The organism is Desulfofustis glycolicus DSM 9705 (assembly GCF_900130015.1).
Lineage (GTDB): Bacteria > Desulfobacterota > Desulfobulbia > Desulfobulbales > Desulfocapsaceae > Desulfofustis > Desulfofustis glycolicus.
Map to the genome: position 1 here is coordinate 22,587 of NZ_FQXS01000005.1, position 20,721 is coordinate 43,307.

The following is a 20,721-nucleotide window of genomic DNA, read 5'->3' on the forward strand; positions in this document are numbered from 1 at the left end:
CTGTCCATGGTCTCGCTGTGCGCGGCCATCCCGGCGCCTGCAGGTGGTTTTCCGGAGTTGGAAAATCTGGTATCTCTTTCTCCGGTAATTTGCTAGACTGACCATGCTTTCGGTGGACCGGCGTTATCATACCGGTCAGACAGCCGGTATTGCGGTACTCAATTCTTTCCTCGCGCGGATGATCTGGTGAAGTCGACATTTCTCAATGATGTGCCGATTCAGCGCAAAATGACCCTGCTCAGCTTGGCCAGCACCGGGACGGCGCTCATTCTGTTTCTGGCCTTGACCGTTTTTTTCCAGATCAGGATTCTGCAAGGGGCTATGGCCGATCATCTCGAAGTGCTTGCCGAAGCAGTGAGCCGTGTCGGCCCGGACCAGCCGGATCTGCAGACCTGGAATCACGCGGGAGACTTGCTCGCGGCTCTGGAGGTGGATGAAGATATAGAGGTTGCCGCGATCTTCGATCAAGACCAGGCAGTCGCTGCAGCCTTCAGCCGGAATAGTCAACGGCTGGGCGAGCTGCCGCCGACGGAGGAGCTGGCCGGTCAAGGAGCCCGGCTGACCAGGGCGGACGGCGTTTTCAAACTGCACATTTATCACCCCGTTATCCGTGATGGTGAGCAGGTTGCCGGTATCGTCCTGGTAGCCAGTATGCGCAGGGTTCAGAGGCAGGTTATTCTCACGGCGCTGATGATGGCTGGCGGTGTCGGTCTTTTTCTCGTCATCACCCATTTTGCCGCTCGCCGGTTGCAGCATTCAATCACCGAGCCGGTTTCCCGTTTGGCTGTAACTGCCAGGCGTATCGCTGAACTCGGTGATTATTCGGTTCGGGTCGAACGAGCCGGCCGGGACGAGATCGGCGGCTTGATCGAACATTTCAATTCCATGCTCGATGCTATCCAGGTCAGGGACAGTGAACTACACCAGCATCGCCATAATCTGGAGTTGATCGTTGAAGAGCGCACCGAAGAGCTGCGTCGGCGAAGGGATGAGGCCCTCGCCGCCTCCCAGGCGAAGACTGAATTCCTGGCCAATATGAGCCATGAGATCAGGACACCGATGAACGGGGTCATCGGTGTCCTGTCACTGCTCAATGATGCGCCGCTGACCGGTGAGTATCGGCGCCTTCTCGAAACGGCCGAGCGTTCCGCCGATGCACTGATGCATATCATTAACGACATTCTTGATTTTTCCAAGATCGACGCGGGCATGGTCGAGTTCGAGTCGATTTCGTTCGATGTCTGTGAGCTAATCGAAGAGGTCGCGTCTCTCTATGTTGATGCCGTCGGCAACACCACTATCGACCTTATCTGCTACGTTCCGCCCGAGATTGTCTGCTCGGTCGAAGGGGATCCGACACGACTTCGACAGGTTTTGACCAACCTGGTCAGCAATGCGGTGAAGTTTACCCAGCAGGGCCAGGTTTTCCTTCGGGTTGAATCCATTGAACTGGTCGATCAGAAACAATTGCTGCGATTCGTGGTCAGTGATACGGGGATTGGTATTCCTGACCATCTGATGCCTCGCCTTTTCGAGAAATTCACTCAGGCGGACGGTTCCATTACCCGGCACTTTGGCGGTACCGGGCTTGGCCTGAGTGTCTGCAAGCAATTAGTCGAACTCCAAGGGGGAGATATTGGGGTAAGCTCGCGGGAGGGGGAAGGGGCCAAGTTCTGGTTTGTCTTGCAGTTCAAGACGAGCGGCGAATCGTTCCGACAGAAGATGCAGGCCGAGTTGAGCGGGCTCCGGATCCTGATCGTCGATGACAATGCCAGCAGCCGGATGGTTTTTGAATCTTACCTGAAGGCTGCCGGCGCCCAGGTCTCCAGTTGTGCCAGCGGGCAAGAGGTGCTGACCCGCTTCTTTCAGGATTCGGTCGGTGCCGCCGTGCCCGATGCCGTGTTGATCGATCGCCAGCTGGCCGATATTAATGGCGCCGATCTTGCCAGAATGATCAAAAACCATTGCCCGAAAAACATGCCGCGATTGGTGGCGATCGTTTCCGGTGCCGTGAACGGTGAACAAATTCGGCAGGAGGGGTTCCAGGCAGTCGTCCATCAGCCGGTTCGGCGCTGTCAGCTGCTTGATGCCATTTCCGGATGTGGGGTGGCCAAACGCACGGAGGGAGTGACCGAGCAGGCAGTCAGAGCATGTCTTGCAGGCTCCGTCCTTCTGGTTGATGACGAGCCGATCAACCAGAAGGTGGCCAAGGCTATTCTCGAGCGCTTCGGTCTCATGGTTCGGACTGCATCGCACGGTAAAGAGGCGATCGAGTTGGCCCGGCAATTCGACTTTGATGTTATTTTGATGGATATCCAGATGCCGGAGATGAGCGGTTATGAGGCAACCGAATTCATCCGGGCTGGAGAGCTGGAGAGCCAGCGTCGACGAAGCCGTATTATCGCGATGACCGCAAATGCTATGAACAGCACAAAAATACGCTGTCTCCAATCAGGCATGGACGATTTTATCTCCAAACCGATTAAACCGGACATGCTGGCGGAGCGACTCCGGCCCTGGTTACCAGGCGGCTTCAAAGACGGGGAAGTCGGTGTGGATAGTGATGGCCGTCCTCCAGTGGAATCGCAGGTTGATACGGTTTGGGATCGGTGGCAGGCGCTACAGCTGGCAGACGGCGACGAGGACTTGTTGGCGGAACTGATTACCCTTTTTCTGCAGCGCCGTCAGCTTTTGCTGGATCGGATCGGTGCGGCGATCGAGGCGGGAGATCCGGCCCTGCTCGATGATGCGGCCCATGCCTTCAAAGGGGCTGTCAATCATTTTTGTGCTGAGCAGGTCCGTCGTCGGGCGTTGGCGCTGGAGAGCAAGGGGAAAAACGGTGATCTTGACGGTGCGGCGGAGATCTTTCAAGAGCTGGCGGCCGAATCGGAGCGTCTCGCCAATCATCTCGACCACCGGCCGGAAGCCGTTTCCGCCCGTTCCTGATCAAGTCCCGAGCTGCCGACCGTCGGCAACGGCGACCCTGTTTCTGCCCCGGCGCTTTGCTTGGTAAAGTGCCTGATCGGCGGCCGTCGTCATGTCTTCGCCGTCGACCATCGTCTCATCCCAGGTGGCCACCCCGCAACTGATGGTGATGGCGATCGTCTCTTCGTTGTGAGAAATAACGGTGTTGGCCGCAGCCTGTCGCAAGCGTTCGGCCAGTTGTCTGCTCTCGTCAAGGTTGCTGTGGGCGCAGATAACGAGAAACTCTTCACCGCCGATTCGACTCACCAGGTCGTAGCCTCGTGCGGATGAGCTCAGGACATCGGCGATCTGCTTGAGAACCCGGTCACCGATGTCGTGTCCCCAGCGATCGTTGATTTTTTTGAAATGGTCGATATCGAGCATGATACAACTAAGCGGGCTGTGGTGCCGCCGCGCTTCCGCCACGACTTCCTTGAGGCGGCTCAAGGCGCTGCGACGATTGGGCAGACCGGTAAGCACATCGGTCATGGCGAGATCCTGCAGGGTATGGTTGGCAGCGGCCAGTCGATCGACATAGCTGCGGATGGTTTCCCGGTCGGCGATAATGGTCTGATGCGATCGGATCAATCGTTCACCGCCGCGAATCCGGGCGTGCAGGACTTTCGGTTTGAAAGGCTTGACGATATAGTCGTCGGCTCCGGCGGCAAAGGCTTCCAGCAGTTCTTCTTCAGATTCACGACCGGTCAGCATAATGATATAGATATGCCGGGTACTATCGGTATCACGCAGAATTTTACAGAGCTCGATGCCGCTCAGTTCAGGCATCCGCCAATCGGTAATCACCATCTGCGGTTGATGCTGCAACGTCAGAGCGAGCGCCTGCTCGCCATGCTCGGCGGTCAGGATTGTTTTTCCCGATTGTTCCAGCAACCGGCGAAGGATGAACAATGTCAACGGGTCGTCGTCGGCTATCAGAATCTTGATCGTATCAATTGCCTCGGTGCGTCGGTCTGTCGGGGGTACTGCACCGTTGACGGCATCGGTCGAGCCTGACAAGGTGTCCGGCACGGGAAGACGGGCTGCCCGTTGCCACCGCCGCCATTGTCGAAGCGTTTCATCGTAGAGATCGATACATTCCGGTCGATTCAAGCGGACCTGACGGCCGGCTATGACGATATCGGCCAGCGATGGGGCCGACTGTTGCAATTGCAATGATTCGGCAATGGTGTCGGCGAAACGCAGCAGGTCGGTGTGCTGGTGGAGCGCCGGAGTGGTGGTATCGGCGCGTTGTTCTGTCACGGTGGCGTCCGTTGGGGTGGCGGCTTTAAACCGGTCACCTCCGTAAAGGAGGGCACAGGCAAAAAAGGCGGCGGGATCAAGATCGGTGCGCAACAGGGCCAGCGTACGGGCTGCAAAGGCCCGAGCCAGCGGACGATCCCAGAATGCCGGGGGGAGGCCGTGATCATCCCGCCGGGTCATGATCGACAGTGCCGGTACCAGCGAGAGAGCATCTTTTATACCAATAGTCATCAGGGCACGGCGAATGGAGCCGATCGGCGTGACTGATGCCGGGACGATGGCGCCGGCAAACCTGAGAAAATTGTTGGCCAACGGTGGATCATCCGCCAGGATCGTTGTCAGATCGCTCAGTGTGACACCTTTCTGACCGGTCAGTTTGACGAACGCCTCCGCCGCTGCCGACGGTTCTGGCAGTGTTGTATTGCCGAGGCTGGGACTGCAGGCGTCTCGGGTGACCATCGTGGCTGGATCCTTTTTATGCCGCTGGAGCGAATTGCTCTCGGCATAGTACTCCAAAATGTAGCTGATTAGGAATAAAAGGACAAGGAGGCAACCGGAAGGCTGTGCGCTGAAGTCCGGTCGGCGAGGTGACAACCACCATCAATACAGGCTGGTCGCGATATTGCTCACCGCTCGATCATCGATCGACGGTGACGACACCGAGCAACCGGTCGAGTGCGGCCACGGCCTGGGCGTAGGTGACCTTGGCTTCGTTTTCCGCCGACAGCGCCCGGGAATACGCCTGCTGGGCGACCAAGACATCAAAAGTCGTGGCCCGACCGGCATCGAATTTCGCCTGCTCTGCCTCGAGGCTCTTTTGCCGGGCGAGAGTGGTCTTGTTGGCCGCCTCGATGGTTTTCAGACTCAGGTCAAGATCACGAATGGTTGCCCGCGCCTGACGCCTGACTTCTTGCTTGATCATCTCAAGGGTGCTCTGGTTTTTTGTATGCCGGGCATTGACCTGGCGATAGCGTCCTTCAGCCAACGTATTGTCGAGCGGGTGAGAGAATCGAAGACCGACCTGCCACTGGTGGTCGTCGGCGTCAAGCGAGCTGTCGATGGCCCGGCCGTAACTGTCGGCGGTTCCGCCAAAGCCTGCGGAACCAAAGAGATCAAGAGCGGGGAGAAGCTCGTTCTCGGCTTTTTTCAGCTGCCACTTGGTGGATTGAACCTGCAGCGCGGCGGCCTTCAGGTCCGGCCGATCGGCCAGCGCTTTTTCCAGAATCTGCACCGGGTCATAAGCTATCGGCTTGGTGACGGGAAGATCGATCGGCCGCAACGGGGTCAGCCAGTTGTTGCTATTGATCAACAGTTTCAGGTGATCCTCAGCGCCGCCGATGGCCTGCTGCCCGGAGATCAGTTCCTGCTCACGTACGGCGACTTCGGACTCGGGCTGGAAAATGTCGATGTCCGCCAGCGTGCCTGCCTCGATTCGGGAGGCCGTTTCGTCCCTGAGTGTTTCCGCCAGCTTCAGTGACAGAGCGAGGACATCGAGGTTCTGATAGGCCAGAACCAGGTCCCAATAGGCGGTTTTCACGCGGGCGGCAAGATCGGCTGCTTCGTCGTCGACGAGAAATGTCCGGGCGGCGAGCAGGCTCTGGGCTGCCTTGCTCTCGGCCAGTTGTGCCTCGCTGCCGCGGTCTTTGAGCAACGGCTGGGTGATACCGATGGTGATGCCGGTGCGGTATACCGGATCGAAGAGCAGCAGGTCAGCATCGGTATCGAGGGTATTGTTGCTCAGTGACAGATCGATCTCAGTACCCGGTGTGAATCGCCTCCGGATGCCAACCTGCCAGTTGGTTGTCCGCTCTTCTTCGGCGGTTGTCGGTGATACGGCAGTTGTTTTCTGACCGGCGGCACCGGCTTCTGCAGAGAGCAGCGGGGCGAACGACCCCGCTGCAATCTGCACCGTCCCTTCCGCCTCCAGAACGTCCTGCTGCTTCAGGTGCAGGCCGAGGTTGTTGAGTAATGCCGTCTCAACCGCCTCGGACAGGGTGAGTTTGATCTCGCGCTGACCTGCGGCACCACCACTGCTCACCATGATAGTCAGCAGCATGGCGAGCTGCATGGCCGCCATTTGGAAGAGGTGTGATCCTTTCATCATGAATCCTTTTTCACTAGGGGTTCACCGGCCAAAAACGGATACGGTTTCCAGTACAGCTCCTTGAGTCGCCGGCCGAATTGCTGGAGACGATTCTCGCTCTGTTCGAACAGGTAATAGAGGGTCGGGACGACCATCAGCGTCAAAAAGGTGGCAACCATCAGGCCGAAGATGACCACCACCGCCATGGAACGCCACCACTGACTCGATTCACTGACCCAGGAGATGGAAAACGAATGAAAGTCAAAGGAGACACCGGTCACCATCGGGATCAATCCGAGAATGGTGGTGATCGCGGTCAACAGGACCGGCCGCAGCCTCGTCGCCCCGGCCGAGATGACTGCATCGCGCAAGGCGTAGCCACGGTTCCGCAGCTTGTTTGTGTAATCGATCAACACGATGGCGTTGTTGACCACGACGCCGGCCAGCGAGATGACGCCGACACCGGTCATGATGATGCCGAACGGCTGGGCGAACACCATCAGGCCGAGAAAGGCACCTCCCAGAGAGAGGATAACCGATGTCATGATAATGAACGGCTGGCTGACCGAGTTGAACATTGATACGAGGATCAGGAAAATCATCAGCAACGCGACCAAAAAGGCCTTGCTCAAAAAAGCCTCAGATTCCTGCTGAAACTCGAACTCACCGGTAAACTTGACCTGATAGCCGGGGGGTAAGGGGAATTGCTGCAGCAGCTTTTCCGCTTCGGCACGAACCACCGGTCCGGGAACCTTGGTTTCGTCGACATTGGCCTTGACGGTGACGACCCGTTCATTGTTGATCCGGTTGATGTCGCCCATCGTTCCGCCGAAGGTGATGTCGGCAACCGTCGACAGCGGCACCAATTCGCCGCTCGGGGTCGGCAACATTAATTGGTGGAGAACGTCCATCATCTTGCGATCATTCTCCTCCAGTTGGACGGTGATATCGTAGTCGTCGTTGCCTTCCCGAAACGACGATACTTCCAGACCATTATAGGCGCTTTTCAAGGCGAAGCCGATGCCGTTGGTGGTCAGTCCGAACAACGCCGCCTTCTGTCGGTCAACGGACACCTCGACTGAGGGGATTCCCTCGACAAAGTCGTCGCGAACATCTTCCACGTGGGGAATGGAGGTCAAGACATCCTTGATCTGCTTGGCCAGTGCACCGAGCGTATCGAAATTGTCGCCGGAGATCTCGATATTGATCGGCGCGCCGGTCGGTGGCCCTTCTTCTTCCTGTGCGATGGTGATTTTTCCGCCGGGAATACGTTTGACCCGTTGACGAATTTCTTCGACATCGAGTTGCGAGGAGCGGACCCGGTCATGCAACTCGACGAAACGGACTCCGACGTGACTCGGTGTGTTGGCGCTGAAAGCGGAACTGCCGCCGGAATCAATGGTACCCCTCATGTAGATGGACTCGATATTGGCGATATCGCTCGGTCCCGACAACCGTTTCCCCTCGGCGAGTTCATGTTCCCGGGGGGTCAGTGCGGTCAGCGGGGTGACGTCGGGATCGAGCGGCCTGCCGTCCGGCGTGGTGGCCACTCCGGCCAGAATAAATTCAATGCGCTGGATGATTTGATCGATGTAGTCGAGATCAGCTCCTTCCGGAACGTCGACGTTGACATAGATGCCTTTCGGATCGATTTCGGGAAAGAATTCGATCGGTTTCTGCAGGCCGACGGCCAGCAGCCAGCCCTGGATCATCAGCACCAGGACGCAAAAGGAGATGGCAATGACTGCGTAGGGAGTTGTCAGTGCCCGGTTCAGCGAGGCCACATATACGGTCAACAGCCAGCCTTTGATGACCACCGGTTTTTCGACGGCTGCAGTGATATCACCCAGATCCTTCTTTGCCGTTCCACCCGGTCTCCGTTTCAGTTTCATGAACAGCGAGACCATGGCCGGATTGATGACCAGGGCGACAAACAGGCTCGAGGATAATGTGACGATCAGGGTCAACGGCAAAAAACTCATGAACTCGCCCATGATCCCCGGCCAGAAAAGCATCGGGGCAAAGGCGGCCAGCGTCGTGATGGTGGAGCCGATAACCGGGTAGGCGACCTCGGAAGTGGCTTTCATGGCCGCTTCAACCCGCGTGGCACCCTGCTCCAGAAAACGATAGGAGTTCTCCACGATGACGATCGCATTATCGACGAGCATGCCCAGGGCCAGCGTCAGACTAAACAGGACGACCATGTTCAGCGTAATGCCCATGATATAGAGGGCGGTAAAGGAGAGCAACATGGAAAACGGAATAGCCAGGCTGACCAGCAGGGCGTTTCTGATGCCCATGAAGAGGAAAATAACGATCAGCACGAAGACCAGTCCGGTGAGGATATTGTTCTCCAGGTCGGCGACCATCAACCGGATATCCTTTGACTGGTCCATCACCTTGGTAATCTCCGTACCGTCCGGCCACCCCGGGCGATAGCGATCGATAATCCGATCGGCAGCGTTGCTGATCTCGATGATGTTTTCACCGGAGCGCTTTTTTACCGAAAGGTTCACGGCGTCCCGTCCGTTGAGACGGGAGCGGGACATCTCCTCCTTGAACCCGTCGATTACCCGGGCAACATCCTTGAGGTAGACCGGTTGCCCTTGGTAGGTGGCAAGAATCAAACCATAAATTTCCTCAGGAGTGGTGAACTCTCCGGGAACACGCAATTGAAAACGACCGTTGCCGAGGTGCAGGGCGCCGCCGGAGGTGTTTTGGTTCTCGCTGCGGACGGCGGCCTGGAAGTCGGTAATAGTCAGGCCGTAGTACCCGAGTTTGTCCGGATCCACCTCGACGCGGATCTCCCTCTCCAGGCCTCCGGTTACCTCCACTTCGAGGACACCGGTGATGGCTTCGATATCGTCTTTCAGGTCGTCGGCGATGTCTTTCAGGCATGGTAGACCGCACGTCCCCGACAGGGAGTAGACGACGATCGGCAGCTGCGAGAAGTTTACCTCGAAGACTGATGGATCTTCTTCCAGATCGGTGGGCAATTCCCCAAGCGCCTCGTCGACCTTGTCCTTGACATCCTGCAGGGCCTGGTCGATATCGGTGCCGGTGACAAATTCCACGTTGATCATCGAGCGGCCTTCGGAACTGATCGACTGGATCTTCTTCAGACCGTCCAGCCCCTTGATCTTTTTCTCGATTTCGATGGTCACCGAGGTCTCAATGTCGGCCGGTGAAACACCCCGATAATCGGTGGAGATAAAGACGTTGGGGATTGTGATATCGGGTGAGCTTTCCCGGGGCAGCGTCAGGTAGCAATAGGTCCCGATGATAATCAGGACCAGTGCCAGCACCGCAACGGTGGTGCTTTTCCTGACGGCGGTATCGGAGATGATCATGGCAGGTTGTCTCCCGCATCGCTGAGGACTCGGACGACCTGAACGGGGCGCCCATCCTCGACATCACGATGCCCCTCGACGATCACCCGATCGCCGGCGTTCAGGCCGGAGACGATTTCAACCAGCCATTTTTCGGCGATGCCGGTGGTGACCGGCCGTTTCTTTGCCACCCCGTCTTCCTCGATATAGACGTATTGCTCGTTGTTTCGGGAAATTATGCTGTAGAGCGGAACGGCCAGTGCCTCGGGTTTGCGGTCTTTGACGATATCGGCGCGAACGAACATGCCCGGTAAAATGGCGTGGCCGGAATTGTCAAGAGCCAGTTCCAGACGATAAAGCCTGGCCATGCTATCCGGCGAGGCGGAGAGAAACGATCGGCTGCCGGCAACGATTCGATCGTCAAGGGCCCTGATTTGCACGTCGATCTGTTCAAGTTTCCTGACCGCGGTAATATCCGATTCGGGAATACCGATTACCGCTTTGACCCGGTCGATTTGCAGGATCACGCCGATGGGATCGCCGATCCCGAGGAACATGCCTTCTTTCGCGTCCAGGCGGCGGACGATACCGTCGATCGGAGCGGTGACGCGGCACCGCTCCAGAAGCAGCCGGGCATTATCGAGGTCTGCCTTGGCCGTCTGCATGCGGGTCTTCTGTGCTTCCAGTTCGGCGACTGGAATGACTCCTTTGGCATGAACCTTCTGGTCACGGAGAAAATCGGCACGGGCGAGGGAGTAAGTTGCTTCCGCACGGTCACGGGCGATCCGGTAGTCATCGTCTTCGATCTGTAGGAGCAGGTCGCCGGCCTGTACCGGCTGCCCCTCTTTGACGAGGACTTGCTCGACGGTGCCGGACACCTCGGCCATCAGGTCGAGCCGAACCCATTCTTCAACAACCCCCGGAAGATTGAGTCGATTACTGATGGGCGCCGGCTGGACCGGCAGGACCACGGTGTTGACCGGCGGTCGCTCCTGCTTGACGGCCGCCTCCTGTTCGGCCTGGATAGCTGATCGCTTGCCGGCAATGGCGAAGGCGAGCATGATGATCAGAAGGCAGAGGGCCAGAAAGATGAGGCGGGGCAGATTCCGCCAGATGAAGAAAACGATACGGCCGCGCCGACGCGTCGGTTGTTGATAGGAAGAATTCATGTATCGCTGGCCTATATTGTTGGTGGTTTTAGGCCGTCTACGGCCTGGTTGATCAGGGTCTTCATGGCTTCCGGCGCTTCCTTCGTGGGAATCATGCCGTTGTACCAGCAGGACAGAATGAGCAGGTGGAGTGCCCAGAAATGACCGGCGATATGGAGCAGTTCCAGATCGCTCCTCAGTTCTCCGCGGCGCTGCGCCCCGCGATAGATAGGATAGAGGATCTCAAAATATTGGTTCTGCATTTCCAGGTCGGCTTCACCATGATGCTCTCGAGGGAAAACTGACTCCTGCAGATAAATCCTGCCGAAATCTCTGTTTTCGGTAATATGTTTGAATTCGGCCATGAATATCACCAGCAACTGTTCCTGCAGGGATGATTCCGGGTTGGTGTGGGCGGCGAGTTCGCTTCGGGTAAAATCGAGCTCTGCTTCGCAGAAGGCGTGGACAATCTCCTTTTTCGTCTGGAAATAGCTGTAAACGGTTCCTTTGCCGACACCCGCTTCGCGAGCCAGTTCTTCGATGCTGGTCTGTTCGTAGCCGTTTCTGGAAAACAGCTTGATTGCCGCATCGATAATCGCCTTACGTTTGTTGATCTTGTTTTGTTCTCGAACGGGGTGCATATATCCTCGACAGCGGGTACCAAAGGGGGGCAATATTTGATAATCAAACGAATTCCGGGGGGTAAGCGGCGTGCCGCGCGGATGTTGCGGATGACGTATACCCATAAAATCGACCGTGGTCAATTTGTTTTTCGACCCCGGTCGAAAAAAGATTGACCAGCATTGGGAGCTGTTTTTCATCGTTCGTTGTGACGTTCCGTCATGGGGGGTACATAAAAAGATGCCGATGAGTGGACGCGAAGAGACGCACATCGCATGATTGATGTGCTGCCGGGGTATTATTGCTATTCTCTTGCATCTGCCGTATGGTTAACGGGTTTGTCACTTTGGCGTCCGCGCCTGACGCGCCCTGTCAGCGCGGACCGGCCGATTTATATCTGTTGAAGAGGGTGCGATGGATCTTCAGGTTTTTGCCAGCGGTCTACTGGCGCAACTGGCCGGTTGGCTGCAACTAGGTTACGCCTTTGGTGCAGGCATGGTATCGGCGGTTAACCCCTGTGGTTTTGCGATGCTGCCGGTCTATCTTTCTCTTTATCTTGGTGCCGGAGACGAGCAGTTTGAGCAGCGTTCCTGGCCTGTTCGGCTCGGCCGTGCCGTTGGCGTCGCCCTGGTCGTCTCGGCCGGCTACGGCCTTCTCTTTGGCGTGATCGGCACCATTGTTTCGGCCGGCGGTTCTCTGCTGCTCGGTGTGTTGCCCTGGGTATCGGTGATAATAGGCGCCGCTCTCCTTGTCCTCGGTTTCTGGATGCTGCTCGGCAAGCATGTATCCCTGGATGTCATGGTCCGCCTGTCGAGTCGTATCGGTGATCCGCGAACCATCAGCATTCGCGGCTTTTTCTTGTTTGGCCTGGCTTTCGGCGCCACATCGTTGGGATGCACTCTTCCGATTTTCCTGGTTGTCGTCGGCAGCGCCTTGACCTCCGGAGATTTCGTCACCGGGATGGTGCAATTTCTCTGGTATATCCTCGGTACCGCCAGTGTCTTCCTGCTGCTGACGCTGGCCATGGCCTTTGTCCAGGGCGGCATCGTCGTCGGCTATCTGCGACGGATGGTCCCCTACGTGCATGTCGTCTCGTCGATCCTGTTGATCCTGGCCGGCGCCTATATCTGCTGGTATTGGCTGAGCAGCGGTCTGCTGCTCGGCCCGTCGGCCCTGTCCTGAACATGACGGCTGCAGATCGAGGCCATGGCACAGGGGGGCCCGGGCCGGCGGCCGGCGCCGTAACAGCGACCGATCAGCTCCAGCAGGCCCGCGGGATGATCGCTGCAACCGGCGCCTATCTGATTTGGGGGTTGCTGCCGATCTACTGGAAAGCGCTCCAATCAATTGCCCCATACCAGATCCTTGCCCATCGGATGTTCTGGTCGCTGGTGGTGACGGCCTGCCTGCTCGCTATTTTCGGTGGCAAGGACAGCTTTCGGTCGTTGTTTGCCGATCGAAAGACGGTGCTCGTCTCAACCGGCAGCGGCTTACTGCTCGGCGTCAACTGGTTGACCTATATCTGGGCGGTCAACAGCGGCTATATCGTCGAGACGAGCCTTGGCTACTATATCAATCCGTTAGTGACCGTTACCTTCGCCGTATTCATTCTCGGGGAACGGCTCCGTTTCGGCCAGGCCGCAGCGCTGCTGCTGGCCGTTTCCGGGGTTGTCTATCTGACTGTGGTCTATGGGCGGTTCCCCTGGATTGCGTTGCTGCTGGCGATGACATTTGCCGTTTACGGCCTGCTCCATAAGACGACCCAGATCGCGCCATTGAAGGGGTTGTTTCTGGAAACGCTGGTGTTTTTCCTGCCGGCCAGTGCGATGATCCTGTTTGCCGGCTCGGACGGGCGGGGCGCATTTATCACCGGCGGCTGGCCGCTTTCACTGTTGCTCGTCGGGACCGGCGTCATCACGACCATTCCGTTGCTGCTGTTTGCCTATGCCGCGCATAATATCAAGCTTTCGCTGCTCGGCATCCTGCAATACACAGCGCCGACCCTGAATCTGCTCCTTGGCGTCTTCGTTTATCAGGAAGAGTTTCCCGGAAGTCGAATGATCGGATTTCTATTGGTCTGGAGTGGTTTGTTCGTTTTTGTCGTCGAAGGAATGATCCAGCGCTCGCGGATCAAAAAGGCGCTATTGGCGCAGCGGTGAGCCGATTCTTGCCATCTTTTCAGAACTTGTGACGGGGGAGCGGGTAAGGGGCGGATAATCGTTGGCGGCGGTGCGGCAATCTCCGAAAGAATGATTATCATCTAAGGTAAGAGCAGGGTCTTTGCATGATGTGGCAACGGGGCATTTCTTCTCTTCTTTCACTCCCTCTCTCCACCTGTCCCGCCAAGCATCATGCTCAGGCCCCGCCTATTTTTTTATCCCTTGCAACCGTAGTTTTTCCTCTGCACCTGGCAACGGCCCAACCGGACAGGAGGTGGAGCTATTCGTCGCACCACCGGAGACTGCCGAACAACAAGCCTGGCTCGGTTTGTTCATCGCAAAAATCGTTTGATTTTTCGCCAACGTTCCAGCTATCATGGACCCACTGCCGACAAGAGGGCTGGTACCCTTTGATCGGCTCCCCAAGAACCGGCGATGATGGTCAAATGATAGATAAAAAACAATTACTTACAACCTTTCTTCCGATAGCCGTGCTGCAGGCGGAAACAACTGATGCCGCAGAAGCGGTACCGCAGCAACAATTGTTTGACGGCATGGTCTGTATCAGGCGGCTACCGTTTCGGATTGGCCGTGAGTCGCGGGTCAAGAAGGTAAACGGTCGCATCGAACGGATCGAACGCCCCAAACTGGACGACCGGGAGCCAAACAATGATCTTTACCTGGTCGACCGGGGACACTTGCTCAATATTTCCCGAGAGCATCTGCTCATCGAGGTCGACGGCGAATCATTTTACCTGGTCGATCGAGGGAGTGCCTGCGGCACCAAGGTCAATGGTGAACCGGTCGGCGGGGAGGACCAGGGTGGTCGGAGCATCCTGAAGGATGGGGACATCATCACTATCGGCACGATGGAGAGCCCGTATCGCTTTCGCTTTCTCGATCTGCGTGGGTTTATGATCGCGACGAGCGACCACTGACGACAGCGGTCGATAGCACAAGCAGCGCGTCCCGGAGACTGTGCTCGACACGGCGGCGCGCACAATGCGAGGGAGAGAAGGCCGTTATACGTCAGTCGGCCTGACTGATCGCCTGGGCGATCCGCAGGGCCTGTCTGGTAGCCGCGACATCGTGGACGCGCAACAGGGAAACCTTGTCCAGACACAAGGCTGAAACAACGGCCGTTGCCAGATCACGGTCTTGAGCCGGGCAACCGGTGAGATCTCCGAGGAAGCGTTTGCGTGAATGGCCGAGCAGCACCGGTCTGCCCAGTCCGGCAAACCGGTCGATATGCTTGATCAGCGAGAGGTTGTGCTGCAGCCGTTTGCCAAAGCCGATGCCGGGATCGACAATGATCCTGGCCGGGTCGATGCCGGCGGCCGCCAGCGTTGCCAACCGCTCGGCGAGAAAATCGTAGATTTCACCGACCACGTCCTCGTAGCGGGGATCCACCTGCATGGTATCGGGCGTTCCCTGCATATGCATGATGATTACCTCGGCGTCGCTGTCGGCAATCACTGCCAGCATATCCGGGTCGCCGCGGACGGCGCTGATATCGTTGATCAGCGACGCGCCGGCGGTCAGGGCCTGACGTGCCACCTCCGCTTTACGGGTATCGATGGATATCGGTATGTCGGAGAATGTGCGGATGGCGTTGATCAGCGGGATGGTTCGCTCCAGTTCCGCACCGAGAGAGACCGGATCGGCAAAGGGGCGCGTCGATTCGCCGCCGATATCGATAATATCGGCGCCTGACTCGATCAGCATCCGGGCGTGCTCGACGGCGCCGGGCAGGTCTGAACAAGAGCCGCCGTCGGAAAATGAGTCGGGGGTCACATTGACGATCCCCATAACCCGGGGGCCGTCGGTCATGTCGATAGTCCCGGCTCCCGGTTTTCTTCCGCCTCTTCTTCCGCTGGTGTTTCAGCGGCTTCTTCTGTCGCCGGTTCCGGAATGGGCGGTTCCGTCGCCGCCGGTCCGGCAGATTTCTTCACCGCCTCGGTTCCCTGTGCTTCCCCGTTCGGCTGGTGGACGTCAGGGCGCAACTCGGCGAGGATTCGCTTGATATCCTCGAGGACGATGGTCTCCTTCTCGAGCAGTTCGCTGGCCATTCGCTCCAAAACATCACGGTGGCTTTCCAGCAGAGAACTTACCTTGTCGATTGCTTCGAGGATGATCTCTTTTACGGCGCTATCGATCTGCCGGGCTGTTTCTTCGCTGAAATCTCGGTGCTGGGCGATCTCCCTGCCGAGAAAGATCTGTTCTTCTTTCTTGCCGTAGGTCAGCGGGCCCAATTCTTCACTCATGCCCCATTCGCAGACCATCTTGCGGGCCAGTTGAGTGGCACGTTCGAGATCGTTGCCGGCACCGGTGGTGATCTCATCAAAGACGAGTTTTTCCGCGACACGACCGCCAAACAGGATGCAGATCGAGTTTTTCAGAAACGCCTTTGAGTGGGTATATTTTTCGACCATCGGTAATTGCATGGTCAGCCCGAGCGCGCGGCCGCGGGGGATGATGGTCACCTTGTGGATCGGGTCGGTATTGGGCAGCAAATAGGCGACGAGGGCGTGCCCTGCCTCGTGGTAAGCGGTGACCTCTTTTTCCTTCTCGGTGATGATCATCGAACGCCGTTCGGCGCCCATCATGATCTTGTCTTTGGCTTTCTCCAGAAGAGCCAGGGTGATCTCCTTGGCACCTTCACGGGCGGCCATCAGCGCCGCTTCATTGATCAGGTTTTCCAGGTCGGCGCCGGAAAAACCGGGAGTGCCCCGTGCCAGGATATCGTAATCGATATTGGGCGCCATTTTGGTTTTTTTACCATAGATCTCGAGTATTTTCTGGCGTCCTCCAACATCTGGGATCGGCACGACCACCTGCCGGTCGAAACGACCGGGGCGGAGGAGGGCCGGGTCAAGAACGTCGGGCCGGTTGGTTGCGGCCACGATAATGACCCCTTCGTTCGACTCGAAACCGTCCATTTCAACGAGCAGTTGGTTCAGGGTCTGTTCCCGCTCATCGTGGCCGCCGCCGAGCCCGGCACCACGATGACGGCCGACGGCATCGATCTCATCGATGAAGATGATACAGGGGGCATGTTTTTTCCCCTGGATAAACAGGTCCCGGACCCGTGAGGCGCCGACACCGACGAACATCTCGACAAAATCGGAACCGGAGATGGAAAAAAACGGCACGTCGGCCTCGCCGGCGATCGCTCGCGCGAGCAGAGTCTTGCCGGTGCCCGGAGGGCCGGCCAGCAGCACGCCTTTTGGGATCCGCCCGCCGAGCGCGGTGAACTTATGCGGGTCCTTGAGAAAATCGATGATCTCCTCAAGCTCCTCTTTCGCCTCGTCGATACCGGCGACGTCGGCAAACGTTACCTTGTTGGTGCCTTGCTCCATCAATCGGGCCCGGGTCTTGCCGAAAGACAGGGCGCCGCCCTTGCCGCCGCCCTGCATCTGGCGCATGAAGAAGATCCAGACACCGATCAACAGCAGCATCGGGAACCAGGAAACGAAGATGGTCATGAACCAATTGTCTTTCTGGGATTCCTTCACTGATATGTCGACGCCGGCATCGCGCAACAGCGGGATGAGTTCGTCGTCATTGGCCGGGAAGATGGTGCGAAACGGTTTGCCGTCCTGCAACGTGCCGGAAAGGGTATCACCGTCGATCCTGACTCGGTTGATCGATTTGTTCTCGATCCTGGTCATGAACTCGCTGTAGGTAAGCGAGGAAACGTTGCTCTGTGGTTTGTTGAACAGGTTGAAGAGCAGGATCATGGTCAGGCCGATCACCAGCCACATGCTCAAGTTTTTATAGAACGTATTCAAAAATACCTCCCGGTACGATCAACCGATCTCCGTCGTACCGCTCATGTTCTCTTTTATTCGGAGCAGCACCCCGGTGCCGCCGTGACAATCGCCATTACATTAAACCATCTTTCGGTAAAGTCGAGTGCCTTCCGTTACCTATTCTAGTCATCAGGCAAATTTTTGTACAGCCTTTACCCCGATCGGTTTGTTTCTCATGTCTTTGAGCGCCCTGATAAACGCTGCGGCACCGCTGATCGTCGTGGTGTACGGGATGTGCAGATCGATGGCCGCGCGCCTGATCCGGTAGCTGTCTTCGGTGGTTCGCCGGCCCAGCGAGGTGTTGACGATCCAGGCGATATCATGGTCTTGGATCTTGTCCAGGATATGGGGGCGTCCTTGGGAGATTTTGTTGATCTGTCGGCAGTCGATGCGACTCTCCTGTAGAAACAGGGCGGTGCCGCTCGTGGCGTAGATGGTAAATCCGAGCTCGACGAGAGTCCGGGCAATGGGGACCATGGAGATCTTATCGCCGTCACGCACCGAGATAAAGACATTGCCCTGGGTCGGCAAGCTTGAGCCGGCTGCCAGTTGGGCCTTGCCGAGCGCCATGCCGAGATCGTCGTCAATGCCCATGACTTCACCGGTTGATTTCATCTCCGGGCCGAGCAACGAATCGACTCCGTCGAAGCGATCGAAGGGGAAGACAGCCTCCTTGACGGCCCAGTGACCGATCCGAGCCTCGGTGGTCAGGCCGAGATCGGTGAGCGTCATGCCGAGCATAACCTTGGTGGCCAGTTTGGCCAGCGGCACGCCGGTAGCCTTGCTGACGAATGGAATGGTCCGTGAGGCGCGAGGGTTGACTTCGAGGACATAGAGGGCGTCGTCCTTGACGGCGAACTGCACATTCATCAGTCCGATAACGCCGAGTTCCGCGGCCATCGCCTTGCTGGCGGCCGTGATTTCGTCGATGATCGCTGCCGAGAGCGTGTGTGGCGGCAGGACGCAGGCGGAATCGCCGGAGTGGATGCCGGCCTCTTCTATATGTTCCATGATGCCGCCGATGATCGTCGTCTGCCCGTCGCTGATCGCATCCACATCCACTTCGATGGCGTCCTGCAGAAACTGGTCGATCAGGATCGGGTGATCCTGGGCGGTATCGCCGATGGTCTGCATGAAATCACGGATACCGTCTTCGTTGTAGACGATGCGCATGGCCCGGCCGCCGAGCACGTAGGAAGGGCGAACGACAACCGGGTAACCGATCTGAGATGCCGCCCGCAGAGCCTCGTCGACGGTCAAGACCGTATCGTTTTCCGGTTGCTTCAGGTCCAGTTTGCGGAGCAGCTGCTGGAAGCGCTCACGATCCTCGGCACGGTCGATGGCGTCCGGCGGTGTTCCTACGATCGGTACGCCGGCTGCTGCCAGCGGCACTGCCAGGTTAAGCGGTGTCTGGCCGCCGAATTGCACAATGACGCCGTCTGGCCGTTCCAACTCGATTATGTTCAGGACATCCTCGCGGGTCAGCGGTTCAAAATAGAGTTTGTCCGAGGTGTCGTAATCGGTGGACACGGTTTCCGGGTTGGAGTTGACCATAATCGATTCGACGCCGATCTCTTTTAACGCAAACGAAGCGTGCACGCAGCAGTAGTCGAACTCGATGCCCTGGCCGATGCGGTTCGGCCCGCCGCCCAGGATCATGATTTTTTTGCGATCGGTACGCAGGGCCTCGTTTTCCTGTTCGTACGTGGAATAGTAGTACGGGGTGTATGACTCGAACTCCGCTCCGCAGGTATCGACCAGCTTGTAGACCGGCAGGACGCTGAGTCGGTGGCGCAGGTCGCGGATATCATCTTCCGAGGTCTTGGTCAGAAAGGCCAGCTGCCGGTCGGAAAAACCCTGCTGTTTGCAGCGGCGCAGGAATTCGTGGTCGAGTCCGCGGAACTCCCGGGCGCTGATCTCTTCCTCGGTGGCCACAATCTGCCTGAGGTTGAGCAGGAACCAGGGATCGATGCCGGTCAACTCGGAGATTTTGTTGACCGTCATCTTCCGTTTGAGCGCCTCGTAGATAAAGGCCACCCGTCTCGAGTTGGCCACCAGCAGGCCGCTCTGAAGATCCTCGTCATCGAGATGACCCATGATCTCCTTGCCGTCACCGCCGAAACCGAAGCGCCCGGTTTCCAGGGAGCGCATACCTTTCTGGAAGGCCTCCTTGAAGGTTCGGCCGATGGCCATCGTCTCGCCGACCGATTTCATCGACGTGGTCAAACAGTCGACGGCATCGGGGAATTTCTCAAAGGTCCAGCGGGGGATCTTGACCACGCAATAATCGATGGTCGGTTCGAAGGAGGCGTAGGTCTCCCGAGTGATATCGTTGCGAATTTCGTCGAGGGTATAGCCGACCGCCAGTTTGGCGGCGATCTTGGCAATCGGGAAACCGGTCGCTTTGGAGGCGAGCGCCGAACTCCGGGAGACCCGGGGATTCATCTCGATCACCATCAATTCGCCGTCCAGCGGATTGACGGCGAATTGCACGTTCGATCCGCCGGTCTCGACACCGATCTCTCGAATGATGGCAATCGCCGCATCGCGCATATCCTGGTATTCACGATCGCTCAGGGTCTGGGCCGGGGCGACGGTGATCGAATCGCCGGTATGCACGCCCATCGCGTCCATATTTTCGATGGAGCAGATAATGACGACGTTGTCGTTTTTGTCGCGCATCACCTCGAGTTCGAATTCTTTCCAGCCGAGTAGGCTGCGTTCGAGCATCAACTCGTTGGTCATCGACAGGTCGAGGCCGTGTTTGCACAGGGCTTCCAACTCCTGACGGTTGTAGGCGACGCCGCCGCCGGTGCCGCCGAGGGTGAAGCTCGGTCTGACGATCAGCGGAAAACCGATTTCATCGCCGGCCTGCAATGCCTCTTCCAGGGTATGAACGATCGCCGATTCCGGGACCTTGAGTCCGATGGCCCGCATAGCCGCACGGAACTCTTCACGCCCCTCGGCCTTTTTGATGACCGCGATATCGGCGGCGAGCATTTCCACACCAAACGTTTCGAGGATGCCCATCTCGGCGACCTTAATCGCGGTGTTCAGCGCCGTCTGGCCGCCAAGCGTCGGCAGCAGCGCGTCGGGACGTTCGAGTTCGATGACCCGGGCGACCATCTCCGGGGTGATCGGTTCGATATAGGTGGCGTCGGCCAGTCCGGGATCGGTCATGATGGTGGCCGGGTTTGAGTTGATCAGCACCACCTGGTAGCCCTCTTCCTTCAGGGCCTTGACCGCCTGGGTGCCGGAGTAGTCGAATTCACAGGCCTGGCTGATGATGATCGGGCCGGAACCGATGATCAGTATTTTCTTGATGTCGTCTCGTTTGGGCATAAG

12 protein-coding genes are annotated in these 20,721 nt (G+C 57.7%); 4 read left to right on the forward strand and 8 right to left on the reverse strand.

All coding sequences use genetic code 11. From position 1 onward, the window contains the following. Positions 1-186: 186 nt before the first annotated feature. A complete protein-coding gene (locus BUC26_RS05625; RefSeq protein ID WP_073374124.1) occupies positions 187-2,946 on the forward strand; it encodes a response regulator in 2,760 nt (919 codons plus the stop codon). On the opposite strand, the gene BUC26_RS05630 is transcribed toward BUC26_RS05625, so the two are convergent. The 5 genes from BUC26_RS05630 to BUC26_RS05650 form a co-directional block, all read right to left on the reverse strand. After that, on the reverse strand, positions 2,947-4,683 hold the full coding sequence (locus BUC26_RS05630; RefSeq protein ID WP_073374126.1) for a sensor domain-containing diguanylate cyclase: 1,737 nt from the start codon (positions 4,681-4,683) through the stop codon (positions 2,947-2,949). 178 nt (positions 4,684-4,861) lie between these two features. Next, a complete protein-coding gene (locus BUC26_RS05635; RefSeq protein WP_084540476.1) occupies positions 4,862-6,328 on the reverse strand; it encodes a TolC family protein in 1,467 nt (488 codons plus the stop codon). After that, the gene (locus tag BUC26_RS05640) at positions 6,325-9,657 is read right to left on the reverse strand and encodes an efflux RND transporter permease subunit (protein ID WP_073374130.1); all 3,333 of its coding nucleotides are present in this window, start codon (positions 9,655-9,657) and stop codon (positions 6,325-6,327) included. The genes BUC26_RS05635 and BUC26_RS05640 overlap by 4 nt, the downstream gene beginning before the upstream one ends. Beyond that, on the reverse strand, positions 9,654-10,805 hold the full coding sequence (locus BUC26_RS05645; RefSeq protein ID WP_073374132.1) for an efflux RND transporter periplasmic adaptor subunit: 1,152 nt from the start codon (positions 10,803-10,805) through the stop codon (positions 9,654-9,656). The genes BUC26_RS05640 and BUC26_RS05645 overlap by 4 nt, the downstream gene beginning before the upstream one ends. Before the next feature lie 11 nt (positions 10,806-10,816). Further along, a complete protein-coding gene (locus BUC26_RS05650; RefSeq protein WP_161949801.1) occupies positions 10,817-11,425 on the reverse strand; it encodes a TetR/AcrR family transcriptional regulator in 609 nt (202 codons plus the stop codon). Between the two features lie 394 nt (positions 11,426-11,819). Here BUC26_RS05650 and BUC26_RS05655 point away from each other — a divergent pair, with 394 nt between their 5' ends. The 3 genes from BUC26_RS05655 (at position 11,820) to BUC26_RS23560 (ending at position 14,502) form a co-directional block, all read left to right on the forward strand. Next, positions 11,820-12,587, forward strand: coding sequence for a cytochrome c biogenesis CcdA family protein (locus tag BUC26_RS05655; RefSeq protein WP_073374136.1), 768 nt, complete (start codon positions 11,820-11,822; stop codon positions 12,585-12,587). 95 nt (positions 12,588-12,682) lie between these two features. Continuing rightward, positions 12,683-13,564 (forward strand): EamA family transporter RarD, encoded by an 882-nt coding sequence (gene rarD / locus BUC26_RS05660; protein WP_073374423.1) that lies wholly within the window; start codon positions 12,683-12,685, stop codon positions 13,562-13,564. 446 nt (positions 13,565-14,010) lie between these two features. After that, positions 14,011-14,502 carry an FHA domain-containing protein gene (locus tag BUC26_RS23560; protein ID WP_073374138.1) on the forward strand — a complete coding sequence of 164 codons (492 nt, stop codon included), beginning with the start codon at positions 14,011-14,013 and terminating at the stop codon, positions 14,500-14,502. Between the two features lie 91 nt (positions 14,503-14,593). On the opposite strand, the gene folP is transcribed toward BUC26_RS23560, so the two are convergent. The 3 genes from folP to carB form a co-directional block, all read right to left on the reverse strand. Beyond that, positions 14,594-15,394 carry a dihydropteroate synthase gene (gene folP, locus BUC26_RS05670; protein ID WP_073374141.1) on the reverse strand — a complete coding sequence of 267 codons (801 nt, stop codon included), beginning with the start codon at positions 15,392-15,394 and terminating at the stop codon, positions 14,594-14,596. Next, positions 15,391-17,355, reverse strand: a complete 1,965-nt coding sequence (gene ftsH, locus BUC26_RS05675) for an ATP-dependent zinc metalloprotease FtsH (protein ID WP_073374143.1) — start codon at positions 17,353-17,355, stop codon at positions 15,391-15,393. The genes folP and ftsH overlap by 4 nt, the downstream gene beginning before the upstream one ends. 150 nt (positions 17,356-17,505) lie before the next feature. Next, positions 17,506-20,718 carry a carbamoyl-phosphate synthase large subunit gene (gene carB / locus BUC26_RS05680; protein WP_073374145.1) on the reverse strand — a complete coding sequence of 1,071 codons (3,213 nt, stop codon included), beginning with the start codon at positions 20,716-20,718 and terminating at the stop codon, positions 17,506-17,508. Positions 20,719-20,721 lie beyond the last annotated feature (3 nt).

Bases quoted from the DNA above. Each gene is read 5' to 3' on its own strand.
- BUC26_RS05655 (WP_073374136.1), top strand. From the start codon at position 11,820: ATGGATCTTCAGGTTTTTGCCAGCGGTCTACTGGCGCAACTGGCCGGT.
- rarD (WP_073374423.1), top strand. From the start codon at position 12,683: ATGATCGCTGCAACCGGCGCCTATCTGATTTGGGGGTTGCTGCCGATC.
- folP (WP_073374141.1), bottom strand. From the start codon at position 15,394: ATGACCGACGGCCCCCGGGTTATGGGGATCGTCAATGTGACCCCCGAC.
- BUC26_RS05650 (WP_161949801.1), bottom strand. From the start codon at position 11,425: ATGCACCCCGTTCGAGAACAAAACAAGATCAACAAACGTAAGGCGATT.
- BUC26_RS05645 (WP_073374132.1), bottom strand. From the start codon at position 10,805: ATGAATTCTTCCTATCAACAACCGACGCGTCGGCGCGGCCGTATCGTT.
- BUC26_RS05635 (WP_084540476.1), bottom strand. From the start codon at position 6,328: ATGATGAAAGGATCACACCTCTTCCAAATGGCGGCCATGCAGCTCGCC.
- BUC26_RS05640 (WP_073374130.1), bottom strand. From the start codon at position 9,657: ATGATCATCTCCGATACCGCCGTCAGGAAAAGCACCACCGTTGCGGTG.
- carB (WP_073374145.1), bottom strand. From the start codon at position 20,718: ATGCCCAAACGAGACGACATCAAGAAAATACTGATCATCGGTTCCGGC.
- BUC26_RS23560 (WP_073374138.1), top strand. From the start codon at position 14,011: ATGATAGATAAAAAACAATTACTTACAACCTTTCTTCCGATAGCCGTG.
- BUC26_RS05630 (WP_073374126.1), bottom strand. From the start codon at position 4,683: ATGGTCACCCGAGACGCCTGCAGTCCCAGCCTCGGCAATACAACACTG.